At 62.1% G+C, this 20,741-nt stretch carries 3 protein-coding genes; 1 reads left to right on the top strand and 2 read right to left on the bottom strand.

The window, feature by feature from the left end; all coding sequences use genetic code 11:
- Positions 1–16 precede the first annotated feature (16 nt).
- The gene (locus ACI77I_RS12205) at positions 17–2,395 is read left to right on the top strand and encodes a TonB-dependent siderophore receptor (RefSeq protein ID WP_406997648.1); all 2,379 of its coding nucleotides are present in this window, start codon (positions 17–19) and stop codon (positions 2,393–2,395) included.
- Between the two features lie 135 nt (positions 2,396–2,530).
- On the opposite strand, the gene ACI77I_RS12200 is transcribed toward ACI77I_RS12205, so the two are convergent.
- Complete coding sequence (locus tag ACI77I_RS12200) at positions 2,531–12,949, bottom strand: amino acid adenylation domain-containing protein (RefSeq protein ID WP_406997647.1); 10,419 nt, start codon at positions 12,947–12,949, stop codon at positions 2,531–2,533.
- Positions 12,950–12,959: 10 nt separating this feature from the next.
- Positions 12,960–20,741: an amino acid adenylation domain-containing protein gene (locus ACI77I_RS12195; RefSeq protein ID WP_406997645.1), complete on the bottom strand. Its 7,782-nt coding sequence runs from the start codon at positions 20,739–20,741 to the stop codon at positions 12,960–12,962.

Raw genomic sequence — 20,741 nt, 5'->3', positions numbered from 1 at the left:
GAGCAAGGCACTCTCCATGCGCCGCCTCTTGAACATCCCTATCCTGCCCAGCAGCCTTGCCTTTGCAATGGCGTTGCCGGTGGCGGGTTATGTGCAGGCTCAGGAAATCGAATTGAACGTGCCTGCACAGCCGCTGGGGAGCGCGCTTCAGGAATTCGGCCGCCAGACCAATTTGCAGGTGCTGTACAGCCCGACCGATGTAGAAGGCAAACGCAGCCACCCGATAAAGGGCAAGTTACAACCCAGCCAGGCCATGACCACCTTGCTGACCGACACGGGTATCAGTTACGACCTGCAAGGCAACTCGTTTACCATCAGTGCAGCTAGAACGTCGGCACTGGAGCTGGGCGCGACCCAGGTGACGGCCAACCAGCTGGGGACCATCACTGAAGGTTCCGGCTCCTACACACCCGGCACCATTGCCACCGCGACCCGCATGGTATTGAGCCCACGCGAGACGCCGCAGTCGATCTCCGTGGTGACCCGACAGGCCATGGATGACTTCAACCTCAAGTCCATCGACGACGTCATGCGCCACACGCCGGGCATTACGGTCGCGACCTATGACAGCGAGCGCACCAGTTACTTCTCCCGTGGCTTTGCCATCCAGAACTTCCAGTACGACGGCATTCCGATTCTGCAGGATGCCCAGTACTCCTCGGGCCACACCCTGACCGACACCGTGATCTACGACCGCGTCGAAATCCTCAAGGGCGCCACCGGCCTGCTTACCGGTGCCGGTGGCCCGGGCGGCACCATCAACATGGTGCGTAAAAAACCCACATCGGAATTCAAAGGCTATGTCGACTTGGGCGCGGGGTCCTGGGACAACTATCGCTCGGAAATCGATATCAGCGGCCCGTTGACCGAGTCCGGCAATGTGCGCGGCCGTGCTGTCGCGGCCTACCAGGACAAACACACGTTCCTCGATCACTATCAGCGCCAGACCAACGTCTACTACGGCATCCTCGAATTCGACCTGGCGCCGGATACGCTGCTGACCATTGGCGGTGACTATCAGGACAGCAACCCACAGGGTTCCAGTTGGTCCGGTGCGGCCTCGTTGTTTGACTCGGCCGGTAACCGCATCAGCACGCCGCGCTCCTTCAACAACGGCGCCAAGTACAGCAAGTGGAAGCAGTACACGCGCACAGCCTTCGCGACCCTGGAACACACGTTCGACAACGGCTGGGTCGGCAAGGCGCAGTACAACCACCAGATCAACGGTTATAAAGCGCCGCTGTCGGCCCTGCTGTCGCCAGACGCGGTCACCGGCAAAGCCTCGCTGCTGACCCGTACCTACATCGGTGAAACCACCAGTGACACCGGCGACTTGTATGCCACCGGCCCATTCAGCCTGTTCGGGCGTGAGCATGAGCTGGTCGTCGGCACCTCGGTCTCACGCTCGCGCTGGCTGGGCAACGACTACACCAACGCCACCAACTACAACAACAGCCACGACTACTTCAATTGGGACGGCGACGCCCCCAAGCCGGACCGTGGCCCCCGGACCAAAAAGAACGACGAGCTGACCCGCCAGAGCGCCGGCTACATCACCGGGCGCTTCAGCCTGGCAGATGACCTGCACCTGATCCTCGGCACCCGGGTCAACAACTACGAAGTCAGCGGCACCAGCCAGGTCAAGGACACCGGCAAGGTCGTGCCTTACGCCGGCCTCACCTATGACCTCAACGACAACTTCTCGGCCTACGCCAGCTTCACCGAGATCTACCTGCCGCAAGACGACTACCGCGACCGCAACGACAAGCCGCTCGAACCGGATGAAGGCAAGAACTACGAGATCGGCATCAAAGGTGAGTTCTTCGATGGCCGCCTGAATTCGAGCCTGGCGTACTTCGAAGTCCACGAGAAAAACCGCGCAGTCGACGACGTCGCCTATATCCCCAACAGCCACCCAGGGTTGGATTACGCATCTCTGGGCACCGAAGCTAAGACCAAAGGCTACGAGGCGGAAATCTCTGGCGAACTGGCGCCGGGCTGGCAGTTGCAAGCGGGTTATACCCACAAGATCATGCGCGACAAACAAGGCCAGAAGCTCTCCACCTGGGAACCGGAAGATCAGGTCAATCTCTACACCAGCTACAAACTGACCGGCCCACTGGACAAGCTGACCTTGGGCACCGGCGTGCGCTGGCAGGGTACCGGCTGGAAACTGCTGAACAACTACGCCAAAGGCACTACGGAAAACTTCTCCCAGGACCCGCTCTGGGTAGTGGACGCGATGGCCCGCTACCAGGTGACCAAGAATGTCTCGGCGACCCTTAACGTCAACAACATCTTCGACAAGAAGTACTACACCAACATCGGCTTCTACAACTCGGCCTACTACGGTGACCCGCGTAACGTGATGCTCAGCACCCGCTGGAACTTCTGATCTAGCACAAAACCCCTGGTCATCGCGGATGACCAGGGGTTTTTTATTGCCCGCTGAAAAGGCCCTGTGCTGAATAACCCGCATAAAAAAACGCCCCTGGGCACCTGTCCAGGGGCGTTGCTTTTACACAGGGTGTTACTTCATTGCATCGGCAAAGCTCTGCACGAACGCGGGGTTATCGATGATTCGATCATGGGTAGAGTCGATCAACACTGACTGCTCAATGCACGGCCAGCCCATGACCTGCTCCATGCTTGCTTCTATCAACTGACGATGCTGGCCAGCCCGACTCGCGGCGGCCCACCAGCAACTGATCGGCGCGTTGATCGGCTTGAAGTCGGCATCCTTGAGGCGCTGGCCCAGGGCGCGATCCAGCGCCCAGGAGATCTGCGCTTCATCCCCATCAAGCAAGGAGTTCTTGATCTCCAGAAAGGTCTCACCCAGCGCACCTTCGGCCCAGGCGCTGAAGGCCTGCCATTGCTGCGCCTCTTCACCAGCAACCGTCTGGCTTTGCAACCAGGCAACCTGGATCGACTGGCTGGAGTCCGGGAACATGACCTGTAACAGCTCCACACGACGTTGATTGACCGGCAACTCACTGTCATCCGCCACCACCGCCGTGTCCCAGTAGGCCCTGAGCCAATACGGCGGCGATGCGTCGATCCAACCGACAAGCTCCACCACCCGCCCAGCCTGCTCCAGCGCGTAAGCGACTTCCATGGCCAAGTTGCCGCCCAGGGACCAGCCGGCCAAGCGATACGGGCCTTGCGGCACGGCCTCGAGCAGCTGTGCGGTGTAGTCCTCCACCATGGCCTGCCAGGTGGGTACTTCACTGCCCTCATCGACCAGTGCCCGGCTGATCACGCCAAGCACCGGCCGCTGCTCACGCAGCGCCAGGCCGATGGCCTTGTAGCAATGCACCGAACCGTAGCTGGGGTGGAACAGGAACAGTGGCGTGCCTTGGGTCTGACTGTTGAGTTTGACGATCAACGAGTGGCGGGTGTCGCCGCCCAGGCACGCCACCTGCCCCGCCACCGTCGGGTTGAGCATTAATTGGCTGACTGACAGCAATGTCCCGGTAGCCTTGCGGATGCGCTCCTTGAGCATCAGCACCAGCAGCGAGTGCCCGCCCAGCTCAAAGAAGTTGTCATTCAAGCCCACTTGTTCGACGCCCAGGACCTCGCTCCAGATAATCGCGAGGCGCTGTTCCAATGGGCTCTGCGGCGCCTGATAGGCACGCTCCCGTTGATCCGCACCGGGCCTTGGCAATGCCTTGCGATCCAGCTTGCCATTGGGGCTTAGAGGCATCTGCGCCAGCAGCACCCACTGCGCCGGCACCATGTAGTCAGGCAGATGCGCCAGGAGATACGCGCTGAGAGACGCGCGCCAGTGCTCGCTCGGGGCCTGCAATACCAGATAGCCCACAAGCTGCTGGCCGTCGATAACCTGCACCGAGGCCTCTTGCACCTGTGGATGTTCGAGGATGCGCGCTTCAATCTCGCCCAACTCGATACGCAGGCCGCGCAGCTTAACCTGATGATCCAGGCGCCCCAGGTATTCGATAACCCCGTCGGCGCGCTGGCAGACGCGGTCGCCGGTGCGGTACAGACGCTCTCCCGACTTGAAAGGTGAAGCGATAAACCGTTCGGCCGTGAGCCCCGGGCGCCGATGATAGCCGCGCGCCAGCCCGATGCCGCCTAAGTACAATTCGCCCGCCACGCCCACGGCAACCGCCTGCAGATCCGCATCCAGCACGTAGGTCCGCAAGTTGGCGATGGGTTGGCCAATGGGCACCGTGTCACGCCCTTCGTCAACGCAAACCCAATGGGTCACGTCGATAGCCGCTTCAGTTGGGCCATACAGGTTATACAAGGCAGCCTGCGGCAGCTTGGTGAATACCTGCTGCTGCGCATCCACCGGCAGCGCTTCGCCGCTGCACACGATGCGCTGCAAGGTCTGGCAGGTGCCCACCGTGGTGTCTTGCAGGAACGCCTGCAGCATCGACGGCACAAAGTGCAGCGTGGTAACGCGTTCGGCGTTAATCAGCGCCACCAGCCTGGCGGGGTCGCGATGATCACCGGGGGCGGCGACCACCAGGCTTGCGCCCGTCATCAGCGGCCAGAAAAACTCCCACACCGAGACATCGAAGCTGAACGGGGTCTTTTGCAAGACCGTGTCACTGGCACTCAACGCGTAGGCTTGCTGCATCCAGCACAAGCGGTTGGTCAGCGCCAAGTGCCGGTTACCTGCGCCTTTGGGCTGGCCGGTGGAACCGGAGGTGTAAATCATGTAAGCCAGGTTTTCGCCAGACAGTGCTATGCCAGGGTTCGTATCGCTGTAACCCTCGAACCCGGACTCTCCCACTACCAGGCATTCCAACCCTGGGGAAATCGGCAGTTGCTCGAGCAAATGCGCCTGGGTCAGCAGCAGCTTCACGCCACTGTCTTGCAGCATGTAGGCCAGGCGCTCGCGCGGGTATTCAGGATCGAGCGGCACATAAGCGCCACCGGCCTTGAGCACCGCCAGCAGGCCGACGACCATTTCAATCGAACGCTCGACGGCGACCCCCACCAACACATCCGGGCCGACACCCGCCGCCATCAGACAATGGGCCAGACGGTTGGCGCGGCGGTTGAGCTCAGCATAGGTCAGGCGCTGTTCGGCAAAGACCAACGCCTGCGCATGCGGGGTACGCTGGGCTTGCGCTTCGATCAACTGGTGAACGGGCTGCTGCGTGTAGCCCTGCTCGGTCGCGTTCCAGTCTTGCAGCGCCACCCGTTGCTCAGTGCGGTCCAGCATCGGCAGTTGGCTGACGCGCTGCTGCGGGTCGTCGAGCATGCCTTGCAAGATATTCTGCCAGTGACCAAGCATGCGCTGGAGCATCGCCGGCTCGAACAAGTCAGTCGCATAGGTGAGTGTGGCCCAAATGCCATCCGCCGATGCCTGGGTGTCCAGGCTCAGGTCGAACTGCGCGGTCTGGCTGCCCCAGTCCAAGCCTTCCACACGCAAGTCAGGCAAGTGTCGGCCCTGGGTGGCCAGGCCTGCATCGTTCTGGTGGTTGAACAACACTTGGAACAAGGGGTTATGGCTCAGGCTGCGCTCCGGCTGCAACGCTTCGACCAATTGCTCGAACGGCAGGTCCTGGTGGCTCTGGGCATCCAGGCTGCGGCGCTTGACCTGCTGCAGCAACTGGCGAACGGTGAGTTGCTCGTCGAATTCGGCCTTGAGCACTTGGGTGTTGACGAAAAAACCCACTAGACGTTCGACTTCGACACGGTTGCGGTTGGCGATCGGCACCCCGACGCGGATGTCGCGCTGGCCGCTGTAGCGATACAAAAGGCCCTGGAATGACGCCAGCAACAGCATGAACACCGTCACACCTTCGCGCTGGGCCAAGGCGTTGAGCCCAGCGGCCAATTGCGCCGGCAACTCGACGTCCAGGCTCGCGCCACGATAACTTTGCACCGCCGGACGCGCACGCGCAGTCGGCAGCTCCAAGACCGGCTGTTCGCCCCCCAGCAGCGCGCGCCAATACGTCAATTGGCGCTCGCGCTCCCCGGCCGCCATCCACTGGCGCTGCCAGTGCGCGTAATCGGCATACTGCAACGCCAACGCCGGTAACTGCGCCACCTCACCCTGGCGGTAAGCGCCGTACAGCTGCACCAGCTCATCGACCACCACCTGCATCGACCAACCATCGGAGACGATATGGTGCTGCACCAGCACCAGCACATGCAGGTCCTGCGCCAGGCGCATCAGCGTGACGCGCAGCAGTGGCCCTTGTTGCAGGTCGAAAGGCCGCGCAATTTCGGCTTCCACCTGTTGCTGTAGCGTGGCTTCAAGGGCATCTACCCGCGCAATCAGCACCGGCTCGGCCGGGCGAATCACTTGCACCACGCGCTCATCCTGCTGATTGATACGGGTACGCAAGCTCTCATGCCGTGCGACCAGTGCGTCAAAGCTGCTCTGCAAAGCCTGCTGATCCAGCTGACCGCTCAGGCGCAAAATGCTCGGAATATGGTAGGCAGCGCTGTGGGGGTCCAGTTGCCAAAGAAACCACTGGCGCTCCTGAGCAAAGGACAGCACTAACGGCTGATCGCGCCCGACCGCCACCATCGTCGGCGCCAGGTCACGATCAGCGGCCTGCAGCGCCAGCACAAACCCTTGCAGTTGCGGCTGTTCAAACAAGGTGCGCAGTGACACTTCGCGCTCAAGCAGTTGCCGCACGCGAGAGATCACCTGCATGGCCAGCAACGAGTGCCCGCCCAGCTCGAAGAAGTGGTCAGTCAGGCCAATACGCTCGGCCCCCAGCACCTGCGCCCAGATCGCTGCCACCTGCTGCTGCAACGGCGTGACCGGTTCAACCCACACACCCTGCGACTGCGCCGTATCCGGCGGCGGCAGCCCCTTGCGGTCAAGTTTGCCGTTGGGGGTCAACGGCATTTGCGCCAGGAACATGAAATGCGCCGGCACCATGTAGTCCGGCAGGCAGGTGTTCAGAGCGCGGCGCAGGGCTTCGCGGAACTCGGTTTCGTTGACGTGGGCGATTGCCGCTACGACATACGCCACCAGTTGCTTACCACTCGGGCTTTCCTGGGCCACAACCACGGTTTCACCGACGCTGTCCTGTTCGCGCAAGCGCGCTTCGATCTCGCCCAGTTCGATACGGAAGCCGCGAATTTTTACTTGATGGTCGACACGGCCGAGGTAATCCACCACGCCATCCGCACGGCCACGGGTCAGGTCGCCGCTGCGATACACACGACTGCCGGGCTTGCCGAATGGGTCGGGTACAAAACGCTCGGCGGTGAGGGCCGGGCGCTCCAGATAACCACGGGCCACGCCCTCTCCGCCCAGGTACAACTCGCCGGCCACGCCGATCGGTTGCAGGTTGAGTTGTGCATCCAGCACATAGCCGCTGCGGTTGCCCAGCAGTGTGCCGATGGGTGCGTAAACGGCACCGCATGGGTCGCCTCGACGGGCTTTCCATAGCAGTGGCGTGACCACGGTTTCGGTCGGGCCATAGCCGTTGAACAGGTAAGTCGGTTTCAGCGCGCGCCATGCCAGGTCGTAACTGGCTTGAGCGACGGCATCGCCGCCAAAACAGTAAACGCGTACCGCCGGTGGGTTACCGTCGCGTTCGGCATGCTCAGCCAACTGTTGCAGGTACACCGGCGGGAACACGGCCATCGTTACGTTGTGACGGTGCATTTGTGCGTAGGTGTATTCCGGCAGCCACAGGCTGTCATCGCGGATCAAGACGCTGGCGCCATTGATCAGCGGGTGCATCCAGCCTTCGTGGGAACCGTCGAAGGCGAAGGACATAAAGTGCAGTTCGCAATCGGCCGGGCTGGTTTCGTAGCGCTCGCCGGTGGCGATGATGTGCGCCACCAACGGGCCGTGGGAAACGGCGACGCCCTTCGGCATGCCGGTGGAGCCGGAGGTGTAAATCACATAGGCGAGGTTGTCGCCGTCCAGGTCGACTTGCGGCGCGGTGTCGCTGTAACCGCTCCACTCCTCTGTTCGGTCAATGGCCAAGGTAGCCAGGCCATCGGCGATTGGCAGTTGCTGCAAGGCACTGGTGTGGGTCAGCAGCAGTTTGGCGCGACTGTCTTGCATCATGTACAGCAGGCGATCACGCGGGTATTCAATGTCCAGCGGCACGTAGACGCCACCGGCTTTGAGCACGGCGAGGAACGCCACCATGATTTCGGCACTGCGCGGCATGGCAATCGCCACGCGCACTTCCGGGCCGACACCACGGGTGATCAGCGCGTGAGCCAGGCGATTGGCTTGGCGGTCCAATTCGCCGTACGTCAGGGTCTGCGCATCGAATTTAACCGCCACGGCATCCGGGTTTTCCCGTGCACGATCAGCGACCAATTCATGCACCAAACGCTGCGCCGAGAAGCCCGAGTCAGTGCGATTCCACAGCTGCAGAATGTGCTGCTGCTCGTCATAGTCCAGCAGCTTCAGTTGGGCAACGGTTTGCTGCTGGTCAGCAACCATCGCCTGCAACAGGTTCTGCCAATGGCGCGCCATGCGCTCGATGGTCGCAGGCTCGAACAAATCGGTGGCGTAGCCCAACGAGGCCCACAGGCCTTCTGCGCTTTCATGCACATCCAGGTCGAGGTCGAAGTGCGCGGTACGGCGCTCCCACTCCAGGCCTTCAATGTGCAAATTCGACAGCGTCTGCGACGGGGCGCCCAGCCGCCCTTCGCTCTGATAGTTGAACATCACCTGGAATAACGGGTTGAGGCTCAGGCTGCGCTCCGGCTGCAAGGCTTCCACCAGTTGCTCGAACGGCAGGTCCTGATGGGCCTGGGCATCCAGGGCACGCTGTTTGACCTGGGCCAGCAGCTCGGCAACCGTAAGGTGCCCGTCGAGGTCGGCCTTGAGCACCTGGGTGTTGACGAAGAAGCCAATCAGGCGCTCGGTCTCGACCCGATTACGGTTGGCAATCGGCACACCGACGCGAATGTCCTGTTGGCCGCTGTAGCGGTGCAGCAACGTCTGGAACGAGGCCAGCAATAGCATAAACATCGTCACGCCCTGGGCCTGAGCTAGAGCTTTAAGGCTCTCGGCCAGGCTGACGGGCAATGGCACATCCAGACGCGCACCGCGATGGCTCTGCTGCGCGGGGCGTTGGTGGTCGAACGGCAACTCCAGCACCGGTTGCTCGCCACCCAACAGTTCGCGCCAGTAGGCCAGTTGGCGCGCCTTCTCACCGGCTTCCATCCAAGTACGCTGCCATACGGCAAAGTCGGCGTACTGGATCGGCATCACCGGCAATTGCAACAACTGGCCCTGGCTGAACGCCTGGTAGAGCTGCACCAGCTCGTCGATCATCACCTGCATCGACCAACCGTCGCAGACGATGTGATGTTGCACCAGCACCAGTACATGCTCGTCCGCTGCCACGCGCAGCAACGTCACACGCAGCAACGGCCCTGCTTGCAAGTCGAACGGCCGCGCGATTTCGGCTTCAACGTGCGCCTGCACGTCGGGTTCTTGCACGTCAACGCACGGGATGGGTAACGCCATCTGCGCGCGAATAACCTGCCGTGCAGCGTCCGGTTGCGGTTCGATGTACGTGCGCAGGCTTTCATGGCGGGCGACCAACACATCGAAACTGCGCTGCAACGCGGAGGTATCCAACTGCCCCTTGAGGCGCAAGGTACTGGGGATATGGTAAGCGGCACTGCCGGGGTCCAGCTGCCAAAGGAACCACTGGCGCTCCTGGGCATAGGACAGCGGGAACGGTTGATCGCGTCCGACCGCAACCAGTGCCGGCGCCTGTTCGCCCACCACCGCCTCCGATGCGTGCAAGGCGGCGGCAAAGCCTTCGAGGCGCGGTTGTTCGAATACCAGCTTGAGTGGCACTTCACGGCCCAATGCATGGCGCAGGCGTGAGACCACCTGCATCGCCAACAGCGAATGGCCACCCATTTCAAAGAAGTGATCCGTCAGCCCTACCCGTTCAGCACCAAGGATTTGAGCCCATACAGCAGCAACTTGCTGTTCCAGCTCAGTCACCGGCGCGACCCAGGCCTGCAGCGATTGGCAGGCATCAGGTTTGGGCAGTGCCTGACGGTCCAGCTTGCCGTTCGGGTTCAACGGCATGCGATCAAGGAAGACCAAGTGGGCCGGCACCATGTAGTCCGGCAGCTGTTCACGCAGCGCGGCCTTGAGCGCTTCGGCGTCTTGCTGCTCGGCGACCAGGTAGGCCACCAGTTGATTGTCGGCCGCCAGCACCAAGGTTTCGCGCACACCCGGCTGGGCCAGCAACAGCGCTTCGATTTCGCCCAGTTCGATACGCAAACCACGGATTTTAACTTGGTGGTCGACCCGCCCCACATACTCAATGACGCCGTCGGCGCGGCAGCGCGCCAGGTCGCCGGTGCGGTAGAGGCGCTCGCCGGTGTCACCGAACGGGTCCGGCACAAAGCGTTCAGCCGTGAGCAGTGCGCGGTTCAAATAGGCGCGTGCCAAGCCACGGTGGCTGGCGATGTAAAGTTCGCCCACTGCGCCCAACGGCGCCAGGTTCAGGTCGCGGTCCAGCACGTACAGGGCACGACCTGGCAACGCGCGGCCAATCGGGCTGGCCGTGGCGCCGATGATTTCATTGGCGGATGTGCAGTCCAGCACACTCGACACCACCGTCGCTTCAGTCGGGCCATAGGTATTGAGCAATCGTACATGGCCCAGGCCGGCTTTTAACCATTGCGCCGGTCCCTCCAGCGGCATGGCTTCACCACCGATATGCACCTGGCGAAGCGCGCCGTAAGCGCGCGGCCCGGTGGCCAGGCAATCGAGCAGGAACAGGTTCCAGTAGGCGGTTGGCAGGTCGGCCAGGGTAATGCCCTGGGTGATGATTTCCTCATACAGCCGCGCGCTGTCCCATAACTCGGGGCCGCGCAGAATCACCGTGGCACCGTGGGTCAGCGCCGGGTACAACTGCTCGACAAACCCATCGAAGTTCAGGGTCGCAAACTGCAGCACGCGATCTGCCTGGGTCAACTGCGAATAACCGGCGGCGATACTGGAGAATTCAGTGAGTGCCGCGTGATTGATCGCCACGCCCTTGGGCTTGCCGGTGGAACCGGAGGTGTAGATCACGTAAGCCAGGTTCTGCGGATCGACCTGGACCTGGGGGTTGTGCTCAAAGCGGCCTTGCAGGTCGCCATCGAGGCGATCGAGATCCAGCCGCTCAATGTGTTCCGGCAGCGGCAACGGCACTGACGATTGACACACCACCAGGCGCACAGCGCTGTCTTCAAGCATGTGCAACAGGCGCTCGCGCGGGTATTGCGGGTCCAACGGCACATACGCACCACCGGCCTTGAGTACCGCCAGCAGGCTAACCACCATCGCAAACGAGCGCTCCACCGCCACGCCCACCATCACTTCGGCGCCGACGCCTTGGTCGATCAGATAATGGGCCAGGCGGTTGGCTTGCCGGTTCAGCTCGGCATAGCTGATGGTTTGCTCACCCAGGCACAGGGCGATAGCCTCCGGCCGTTGCCGCGCCTGCACCTCAAACAGGCTCTGCACGCCCGTCGACTCTACGAACGCGGCAGCAGCGTGATTCCAATCGTGCAACACGCGGCGCTGCTCATCCTTGGTCAACATCGCCAGTTGCGCGACGCGATTTCCCGCGCGCGCGACGACCGCCCGTAACAGTGCCTGCCAATGCTGCGCCATGCGCTCAACGGTGGCCGCGTTGAACAGGTCGGTGGCATAGGTCAACGAAGCCGCCAGGCCTTCGGGTGACTCCTGAGTGTCCAGGCTGAGGTCAAACTGCGCGCTCTGATCACCCCACTCCAAAGCCTCCAACGCCAAGCCTGGCAATTGCTGCGCAGCACGCGTTTTATGGCCTTCGGTCTGGTGGTTGAACATCACCTGGAACAACGGGTTATGGCTCAGGCTGCGTTCGGGCTGCAAGGCCTCGACCAACTGTTCAAATGGCAAGTCCTGATGACTCTGCGCTTCCAGGGCGCGCTGCTTGACCTGCGCCAACACCTGGCTGAAAGTCATTTGCCCGTCGATATCCGCTTTCAGCACCTGGGTGTTGACGAAAAACCCGATCAGACGCTCAGTTTCTGCGCGATTGCGGTTGGCAATCGGCACGCCGACGCGGATATCCGACTGGCCGCTGTAGCGATACAACAGCGTCTGGAACGACGCCAGTAACAGCATGAACAAGGTCACGCCCTCACGCTGCGCCAATGCCTTGAGACCATTGACCAGCGCTGCCTCCACGCTGATATCCAGGCGTGCGCCACGGTAGCTCTGAACCGCCGGCCGTGGGTGGTCCAACGGCAACTCCAGCACTGGTTGCTCACCGCCCAACCGCTCACGCCAGTAACCCAGCTGGCGCTCTTTCTCGCCAGCCTCCATCCAACTGCGCTGCCACAGCGCATAGTCCGGGTATTGAATCGGCAACGCGGGCAGTTGCACGTCTTTGCCCTGGCTGTAGGCGACATACATCTGCACCAGCTCATCGACCATCACCTGCATCGACCAGCCATCAGACACGATGTGGTGCAACACCAGTACCAGCACATGCTCATCCGGTGCCAGTTGCAAGACCTTGACCCGCAGCAAGAGGCCTTGCTCCAGGTCGAAAGGATGGGCAATTTGCGCTTGCACCCAGGCCTCAAGTTGCGAGGCATCGCCCGTTTCATAAGCAACCTCAACCTGCTGGTGCGGGCGGACCACCTGCAACACCCCGTCGACGTCCTGCTGCAGATGGGTACGCAGGCTTTCATGGCGGGCAACCAAGGCATCGAAGCTGCGCTGCAAGGCCGCCCGATCCAGTTGGCCTTTCAAGCGCAACGCTCGCGGCAAATGGTAGGCAGGGCTCTGCGGCTCCAGCTGCCACAAAAACCACTGCCGCTCCTGGGCATAAGAGAGTCGCAGCGGCTCGCCTTCCTGACGCTTGAAAACCGGGGCAATCTCAAACAGGTTGATGCCTTGCTGCTTGAGCATTACCGCCAACGCTTTCTTTTGTTGCGCCGAAAGTGACCCTACCGACTCGATTAATGCTTGCACGCCACGCCCCTCAGGAAATCAATTTATCCAAATCTTCTGCTGATAGACGTTTGAGGGCCTCCAAGGATTTAGCCAATGCGTCCTGCACCGGCGAATTATTTGTGTGTTGGGCTGCCACGTAGGCGCTGAAATCCGCCAGGGTCGGGGTGGTGAAGATCGATTTGACGTCGAATTCGGCGTGCAACTGCTCGCGCAGGCGCACCACCACCTGGGTGGCCAGCAGGGAATGCCCGCCCAGCTCGAAGAAGTTGTCATGCAGGCCGACCCGCTGTACCTCCAGCACCTCGGCCCATATCGCGGCGATCTGTTGTTCCAGTTCACTGCACGGAGCTACGTATTCGCGCGCCTGCAAGTTGGCATCCGCCTTGGGCAGCGCCTTGCGGTCGAGCTTGCCATTGGGGCTCAGGGGCATCTGCTCCAGCAACATCCATTGCGCGGGCACCATGTAGTCCGGCAGGTGCAGGGCCAGATGCGCGCTCAACACGTCCCGCCAATCGTCACCGGCGTTTTGCAGCACCAAGTAGCCCACCAGGTATTTGCCGTCGACCGCCAGCACCGCCGTTTCGCGGACCCAGTCATGCTCCAGCAGGCGCGCTTCGATTTCGCCCAACTCGATGCGCAGGCCACGCAGCTTGATTTGATGGTCGATACGCCCGGCGTACTCGATCACACCGTCGTCGCGATAACGCGCCAGGTCGCCGGTGCGGTACAGGCGTTCGCCTTTGATAAAGGGGTGGGCAATAAAGCGCTCGGCCGTCAACGCCGCACGACGGTGATAACCACGCGCCAGGCCAACGCCGCCCAGGTACAGCTCGCCCAACACGCCAACGGGGGCTGGCTCGAATTGGCTATCGAGGATGTAGCAACCCAGGTTGGCGATCGGACGGCCAATCGGCACCGCATCACGACCTTCATCGATGCAGGTCCAGTGGGTCACATCAATGGCAGCCTCGGTTGGGCCGTACAGGTTGTAGAGCCCGGCCTGAGGCAGCTTGGCAAAAACCTGTTGTTGCGCGTCAACGGGCAGCGCCTCGCCGCTGCACACAATACGGTGCAAGGTGTGGCACGTCGCAACGCTCGGGTCTTGCAGGAACGCCTGCAACATCGACGGCACAAAGTGCAGCGTGGTGATTTGCTCGGCGTTGATCAGGCTGACCAGCTTGGCCGGATCACGGTGGTCCCCAGGCTGCGCAACCACCAGCCGCGCACCGGTCATCAGTGGCCAGAAAAATTCCCATACCGACACGTCGAAGCTGAACGGGGTCTTTTGCAGCACCGTGTCGCTGACGTCCAGAGCGTAGGCTTCCTGCATCCATTGCAGGCGGTTGGTCAGGGCCGAATGGCGGTTGCCGGCGCCTTTGGGCTGGCCGGTGGAGCCGGAGGTGTAGATCACGTAGGCCAGGTTTTCGCCGTCCAGCAGGATGCCTGGGTTCGCTTCGCTGTAGTTGTCAAAACCGGACTCGCCCAGCACCAAGGTTTCCAAGCCGTGTGGAATCGGTAATTGATCCAGCAGGTGCGCCTGGGTCAGCAGCAGCTTCACGCCGCTGTCTTCGAGCATGTAGGCCAGGCGCTCACGCGGATATTCCGGGTCCAGCGGCACATAGGCTCCACCGGCCTTGAGCACCGCGAGCAGGCCGACGACCATTTCGACGGAGCGCTCCACGGCCAGGCCCACCAGCACGTCCGGCCCCACACCGGCCTGCATCAGGCGATGAGCCAGGCGGTTGGCGCACCGGTTCAACTCGGCGTAGCTCAAGCGCTGCTCGGCAAACACCAGTGCTGGTGCGTGCGGCGTACGCGCAGCCTGCGCTTCAATCAGTTGGTGGACTGTTTGCTGCAACGGGTAATCGCGAGAGGTAGCGTTCCAATCCTGCACCACTTGCTGACGCTCAGCCACGTCCATCATCGCCAGATCACCCAGGCGTTGTTGCCCCTCCTCAAGCATGGCCTGCAGCAGGTTGACCAGGTGGCGGCCGTAACCTTGCACGGTATCTTCGTTGAAGTGCGCGCGGGCAAAGCTGAACTGCACCGACAGGGTTTCGCCCAGGTCCACCAGCACCGTCAGCGGGAAGTTAGTTTGCTCGTGGGCGTGAGGCGTGCCAAAGCGAATGCCGCTGCCGCCGCTTTGCTCCAGGGCCTTGGACACCGGGTAGTTTTCGAACACCAGGATGTTGTCGAACAAGGCTTCACCGCCCTGCCCGGCCCAGCGCTGAATGTCGTACAGGCCGGTGTGTTCATGCTCACGCAAGACCAGGTTCTGCGCCTGCACTGCTTGCAACCAGTCCACCACCGATCGCTGCCCATCCACCGCGCAGATCACCGGCAAGGTGTTGATGAACAGACCGATTTGCTGCTCCACGCCCGCCAGATCCGCTGGCCGCCCGGACACGGTGGCGCCGAAGGCCACCACTGACTGCCCGCTGTGTCGCTGCAACAGGATCAGCCACGCCGCCTGGATCAGTGTATTGAGCGTGACCTTGTTGCCACGGGCAAACGCCTCAAGACGCGCGGTCAATGTGCGGTCGAAATCGAGGTAATGCTCGCCATGCCCGTGCACCGCCGTCGGTTGGCTGCTGCCCAGGCGGGTTGGGGTTTGCAGCGCGCTCAACTGCTCGCGCCAGAAGGTTTCGGTCGCATCAGCGTCACGCTGCTGCAGCCAGCCGATGTAATCGCGATAACGCCCGGCCGCCTCAGGCACCGCAACGCCGGCATAGCGTTGCAGCACTTCACCGAACAGCCGCGAATTGCTCCAGCCGTCCATCAGGATGTGGTGGTTGGTGTAGATCAATTCATGGCGCTGCTCATCGGTGCGCACCAGCACAAGGCGCACCAGCGGTGCCTTGTTCAGCTCAAACCCTTGGCGGCGCTGGGCTTGCTGCAAGCTGTGCAATTCCAGCTCGCGCTCCGGCATGGCACGCCAGTCCAGCGCCTGGATTGGCAACCGAGCCTCGCGGTACACCACTTGGCACGGCCACGCCAACTGCCCCTCCCAGAAGAACCCGCTGCGCAGCACGTCATGGGCCTGCACGGTGGCGTCCCAGGCCTGCTGGAAACGCGCCACGTCCAAGCCCTCGACCGTCACGCGGATCTGGTTGATGTAATCACCTGCCGCCTGCTCATACAGCGTGTGGAACAACATGCCCTGCTGCATGGGCGACAAGGTGTAGATGTCTTCGATGGCATCGAAGGCCAGCGGTAACGATTCAAGCTGCGCCTGGTTCAAGCGCGATAACGGGAAATCGGAAGCGGTCACGCCGCTGTTGCCGGGGGTGCAGCAATGCTCTACCAGTGCGTTGAGTTCGCGGGTATAGGCCGCGCTCAGCGTTTCGATCACAGCGGGGTCGAACATCAACGGGCTGAAGGTCCAGCTCAGCTGCAACTCACCGCCGTACACCTGACCGTTGAGCGTCAACCAGTTGCCCAGCGGCGCATCCGGGCTTTGCTCGGCCCCCGCGCTTTCGGTCGCTGGAGCGAACAACGCGTCCGACTGGTCAAAGCTGCCGTCGACCTGCCCCAGGTAGTTGAAGGTGATACGCGGCACCGGCAAGGCACTGAACGCCTCACGCGTGGCGGCATCACTGAGGTAACGCAAAGCGCCGAACCCCAGGCCTTTATCCGGCACGGCACGCAGTTGCTCCTTGATCTGCTTGATTGAGGACGCAAGCGTTTCGGCCGGTGTCAGGCGGACGGGAAACAGGCTGGTGAACCAACCCAGCGTGCGCGTCAGGTCGATGTCATCAAACAGGTCCTCGCGACCATGGCCTTCCAGCTGGATCAGGCTGCTTGCATGCCCGGTCCACTGACACACCACCCGCGTCAGGGCAGTGAGCAGCAGGTCGTTGATCTGTGTGCGGTAGGCCATCGGTGCCTGTTGCAACAGTTGCCGGGTGCGCTCGGCATCCAGTTGGCTGACCACGGTTTGGGCCAGTCGGCCGGGACGCGCACCGTGCGGGTCACGGCAGGGCAAGTCGGTGGCCGCGCCTTCAAGCTGTTGCAGCCAGAAGTCTTTCTCGGACGCAATCGCAGCGCTGCGGGCGTGGGCTTGCAGCCGCTCGGCCCAGGCCTTGAACGACGAGGTTTTGGCTGGCAGGTTTTGCTGGCGATACAAGGCTTGCAGGTCTTCAAGGAACACCCGCCAGGACACTCCGTCCACCACCAAGTGGTGCATGACCAACAACAGACGCTGGGAACCGTCAGCCAGGTCGGCGAGCACCGCACGCAGCAACGGCCCCTGTTGCAGGTCGAGGCTGCGTTGGGCTGTTTCGCACAGTTCAGTCAACTCGTCGGCATCCTTCACCGAGGCTTGCCACAGCACCTGCGTAACAGCTGCACCATGCTCGGCCTTCCAGCCCTGTGCGTGCTGACTGAAGCTCAAGCGCAGCACATCATGGTGCACAACCAAACCCTGTAGGGCGGCTTCCAGGCGCTCGCCCTCAAGCACCTGGCGCGGCGTCAGCAGCAGGGACTGGTTCCAGTGATGACGATCCGGCAGCTGCATGTCGAAGAACAACTGCTGGAACGCCAGCATCGGCGTCTCACCCTGCACCGGGCCTTGGTCGATCACCTGGGCGGTCTGCAATTGCGCCACTCGCGCCAGACTGCGCACCGTCTGGTGCTGGAATAACGCTTTGGCAGTGAAATGAATACCGGCAGCCCGGGCGCGGCTGACCACCTGGATCGAGATGATCGAGTCGCCACCGCGCTCGAAGAAGTTGTCGTTCAAGCCCACGTGTTCGATACCCAGCACATCGGCCCAGATCGCAGCAATCTGCTGCTCAAGGGCGCTTTGCGGGGCTTCGTAATGCTGCGCGGTTTCGGGTTTGGGCAGCGCCTTGCGATCCAGCTTGCCGTTGGGGCTCAGGGGCATCTGCTCCAGCAACACCCATTGCGCGGGCACCATGTAGTCCGGCAGGTGCTCGGCCAGATGAGCCACCAGCACATCACGCCAATCGTCAGCGGCGTTTTGCAGCACCAGGTAGCCCACCAGGTATTTGCCGTCGAGCGCCAGCACTGCCGCTTCGCGGACCCCGTCGTGTTCCAGCAGGCGCGCTTCGATTTCGCCCAACTCGATGCGCAGGCCACGCAGTTTGACTTGATGGTCGACACGCCCGGCGTACTCGATCACGCCATTGTCGCGGTAACGCGCCAGGTCGCCGGTGCGATACAGGCGCTGGCCTTTGACAAAGGGATGGGCAATAAACCGCTCGGCCGTCAGCGCCGGACGACGGTGATAACCCCGCGCCAGGCCAATGCCACCCAGGTACAACTCACCGAGCACACCGACCGGCACCGGTTCGAAGTGGGCGTCGAGAATGTAGCAGCCCAGGTTCGCAATCGGGCGGCCGATTGGCACGGCCTCACGGCTTTCATCGACGCAGGTCCAGTGGGTCACGTCGATGGCGGCTTCGGTCGGGCCGTACAAATTATAGAGCCCGGCTTGCGGCAGTTTCGCGAAGACTTGCTGCTGCGCATCCATCGGCAACGCTTCGCCGCTGCACACGATGCGTTGCAGGCTCTGACAGGTCGATACGGCCGGGTCATGCAGGAATGCCTGCAGCATCGAGGGCACAAAGTGCAACGTGGTGATGTGCTCGGCCTTGATCAGACTGGCCAGCTTGGCCGGATCACGATGGTCCCCAGGCGCTGCGACGACCAGGCGCGCGCCGGTCATCAGGGGCCAGAAGAACTCCCACACCGACACATCAAAGCTGAACGGCGTCTTTTGCAGCACGCTGTCGCTGACGTCCAGGCCGTAGGCTTCCTGCATCCATTGCAAGCGGTTAAGCAGTGCCGAATGACGGTTGCCGGCGCCTTTGGGCTGGCCGGTGGAACCGGAGGTGTAGATCACGTAGGCGAGGTTTTCGCCGTGCAGCGCGATGCCAGGGTTTACATCGCTGTAGCTATCAAAACCAGACTCGCCCAGCACCAGGGTTTCCAAGCCCTGTGGAATCGGTAGCTGCGCGAGCAGATGAGCCTGGGTCAGCAGCAGCTTCACGCCGCTGTCCTCCAACATGTAAGCCAGGCGCTCGCGTGGGTATTCCGGGTCCAGCGGCACATACGCGCCACCGGCCTTGAGCACCGCGAGCAGGCCGACGACCATTTCGATGGAACGCTCCACGGCCAGCCCCACCAGCGCATCAGGACCGACGCCCGCCTCGATCAAACGATGAGCCAAGCGATTGGCGCGGCGGTTCAGCTCGGCATAACTGAGTGACACCTGATTAAAACGCAGCGCCGTTGCCTGCGGCTGCGCCAACACCTGCGCCTCGATCAACTGATGCACCCACTGGCCTTGCGGGTAGTCGCGCTCGGTGGCATTCCACTGGTAGACCAACTGTTGGCGCTCTGTGGCATCCAGCGTCGCCAGGTCCTGCAAGGCGGATGCAGGGTTGGCCACCGCCGCGCGCAACAGGCTCAGCCAATGGTTCATCATGCGCGAGGCGCTCGCAGCACCGAACAGGTCGGTGGCGTAGGTCAAGGATGCCCAGATACCGTCGCCGGTTTCCTGGGTGTCCAGGCTCAGGTCAAACTGGGCGCTCTGAGTGTCCAGCTCCAGGCTGGCCACACTCAGGCCCGGCAGTTGCGGCTCTGCGGTTTGGGTCTTGGCTTGGTGGTTGAACATCACCTGGAACAACGGGTTATGGCTCAGGCTGCGTTCGGGCTGCAGGGCCTCGACTAACTGTTCGAACGGCAAATCCTGATGGGCCTGGGCTTCCAGCGCGCGGCGCTTGGTGTGTTGCAGCAGTTGGGCGAAGGTCATCTGGCCATCGAGGTCGGCCTTGAGCACTTGGGTGTTGACGAAGAAGCCGATCAGCGATTCGGTCTCGACCCGATTGCGGTTGGCGATCGGCACACCGACGCGGATGTCCTGCTGCCCGCTATAGCGATACAGAAAAGCCTGGAACGACGCCAACAGCAGCATGAACATCGTCACGCCTTCGCGTTGGGCCAGCGCTTTGAGAGCGACGACCAAGGCCGGTTCCAAGGCAATGTCCTGACGTGCACCGAGGAAGCTTTGCTGCGCCGGGCGCGGGTGATCGAGCGGCAATTCCAGCACTGGCTGCGTACCGCTGAGCAATTCCCGCCAGTATTCCAATTGGCGCGCCTTCTCCCCTGCTTCCATCCAACGACGCTGCCACAGCGCGTAGTCAGCGTACTGGATCGGCAGCGGCGCCAATGTGCAGGGCTGGCCTTGGCTGTAGGCGGCGTAGAGCTGCATCAGCTCCTGCACCATCACGCCCATCGACCAACCATCAGAAACGATATGGTGCTGCACCAGCACCAGCACATGCGCCTCTTCGTTCAAGGACAGCAAGCTGACGCGCAGCAACGGGCCGTGCTGCAAATCAAAAGGCCGGGCGATTTCAGCTTCGACGCGCGTCTTAAGCGCAGCTTCGTCGACCGAGCCTTCAACGATCTCGATCACCGCATGGGCCAGCACTTCCTGAGCACGCTGCTCGCCATCCAAGTGCAAACGCGTGCGCAAGCTTTCGTGACGCGCTACCAAGGTGTCGAAGCTGCGTTGCAGGGCGGCCTTGTCCAACCGCCCATTCAGGCGCAGGGCGCCGGGGACGTGATAGGCCGCGCTGTCCGGGTCCAGTTGCCACAGGAACCACTGGCGCTCCTGGGCATAAGACAACGGGGCGTGTTGGCCCGCTTCGCGAATCGAGGCGATCGGCAGCTGGGCGAAACTCATCCCCCGGCTTTGCAGGCGTTGGTAGAACTGCTGGCGCTGTTCCAGAGGCAGACGAAGAAAGCGCGAAACCAGATCGATATTAGGGTTGGAAAGCAT

Origin of the sequence: Pseudomonas sp. D47, from assembly GCF_045447305.1 — a bacterium.
In the GTDB taxonomy this organism is placed as follows: Bacteria; Pseudomonadota; Gammaproteobacteria; order Pseudomonadales; family Pseudomonadaceae; genus Aquipseudomonas.
Note: the sequence above shows the minus strand (reverse complement) of the source record. Positions and strands in the feature narration are given on the sequence as shown.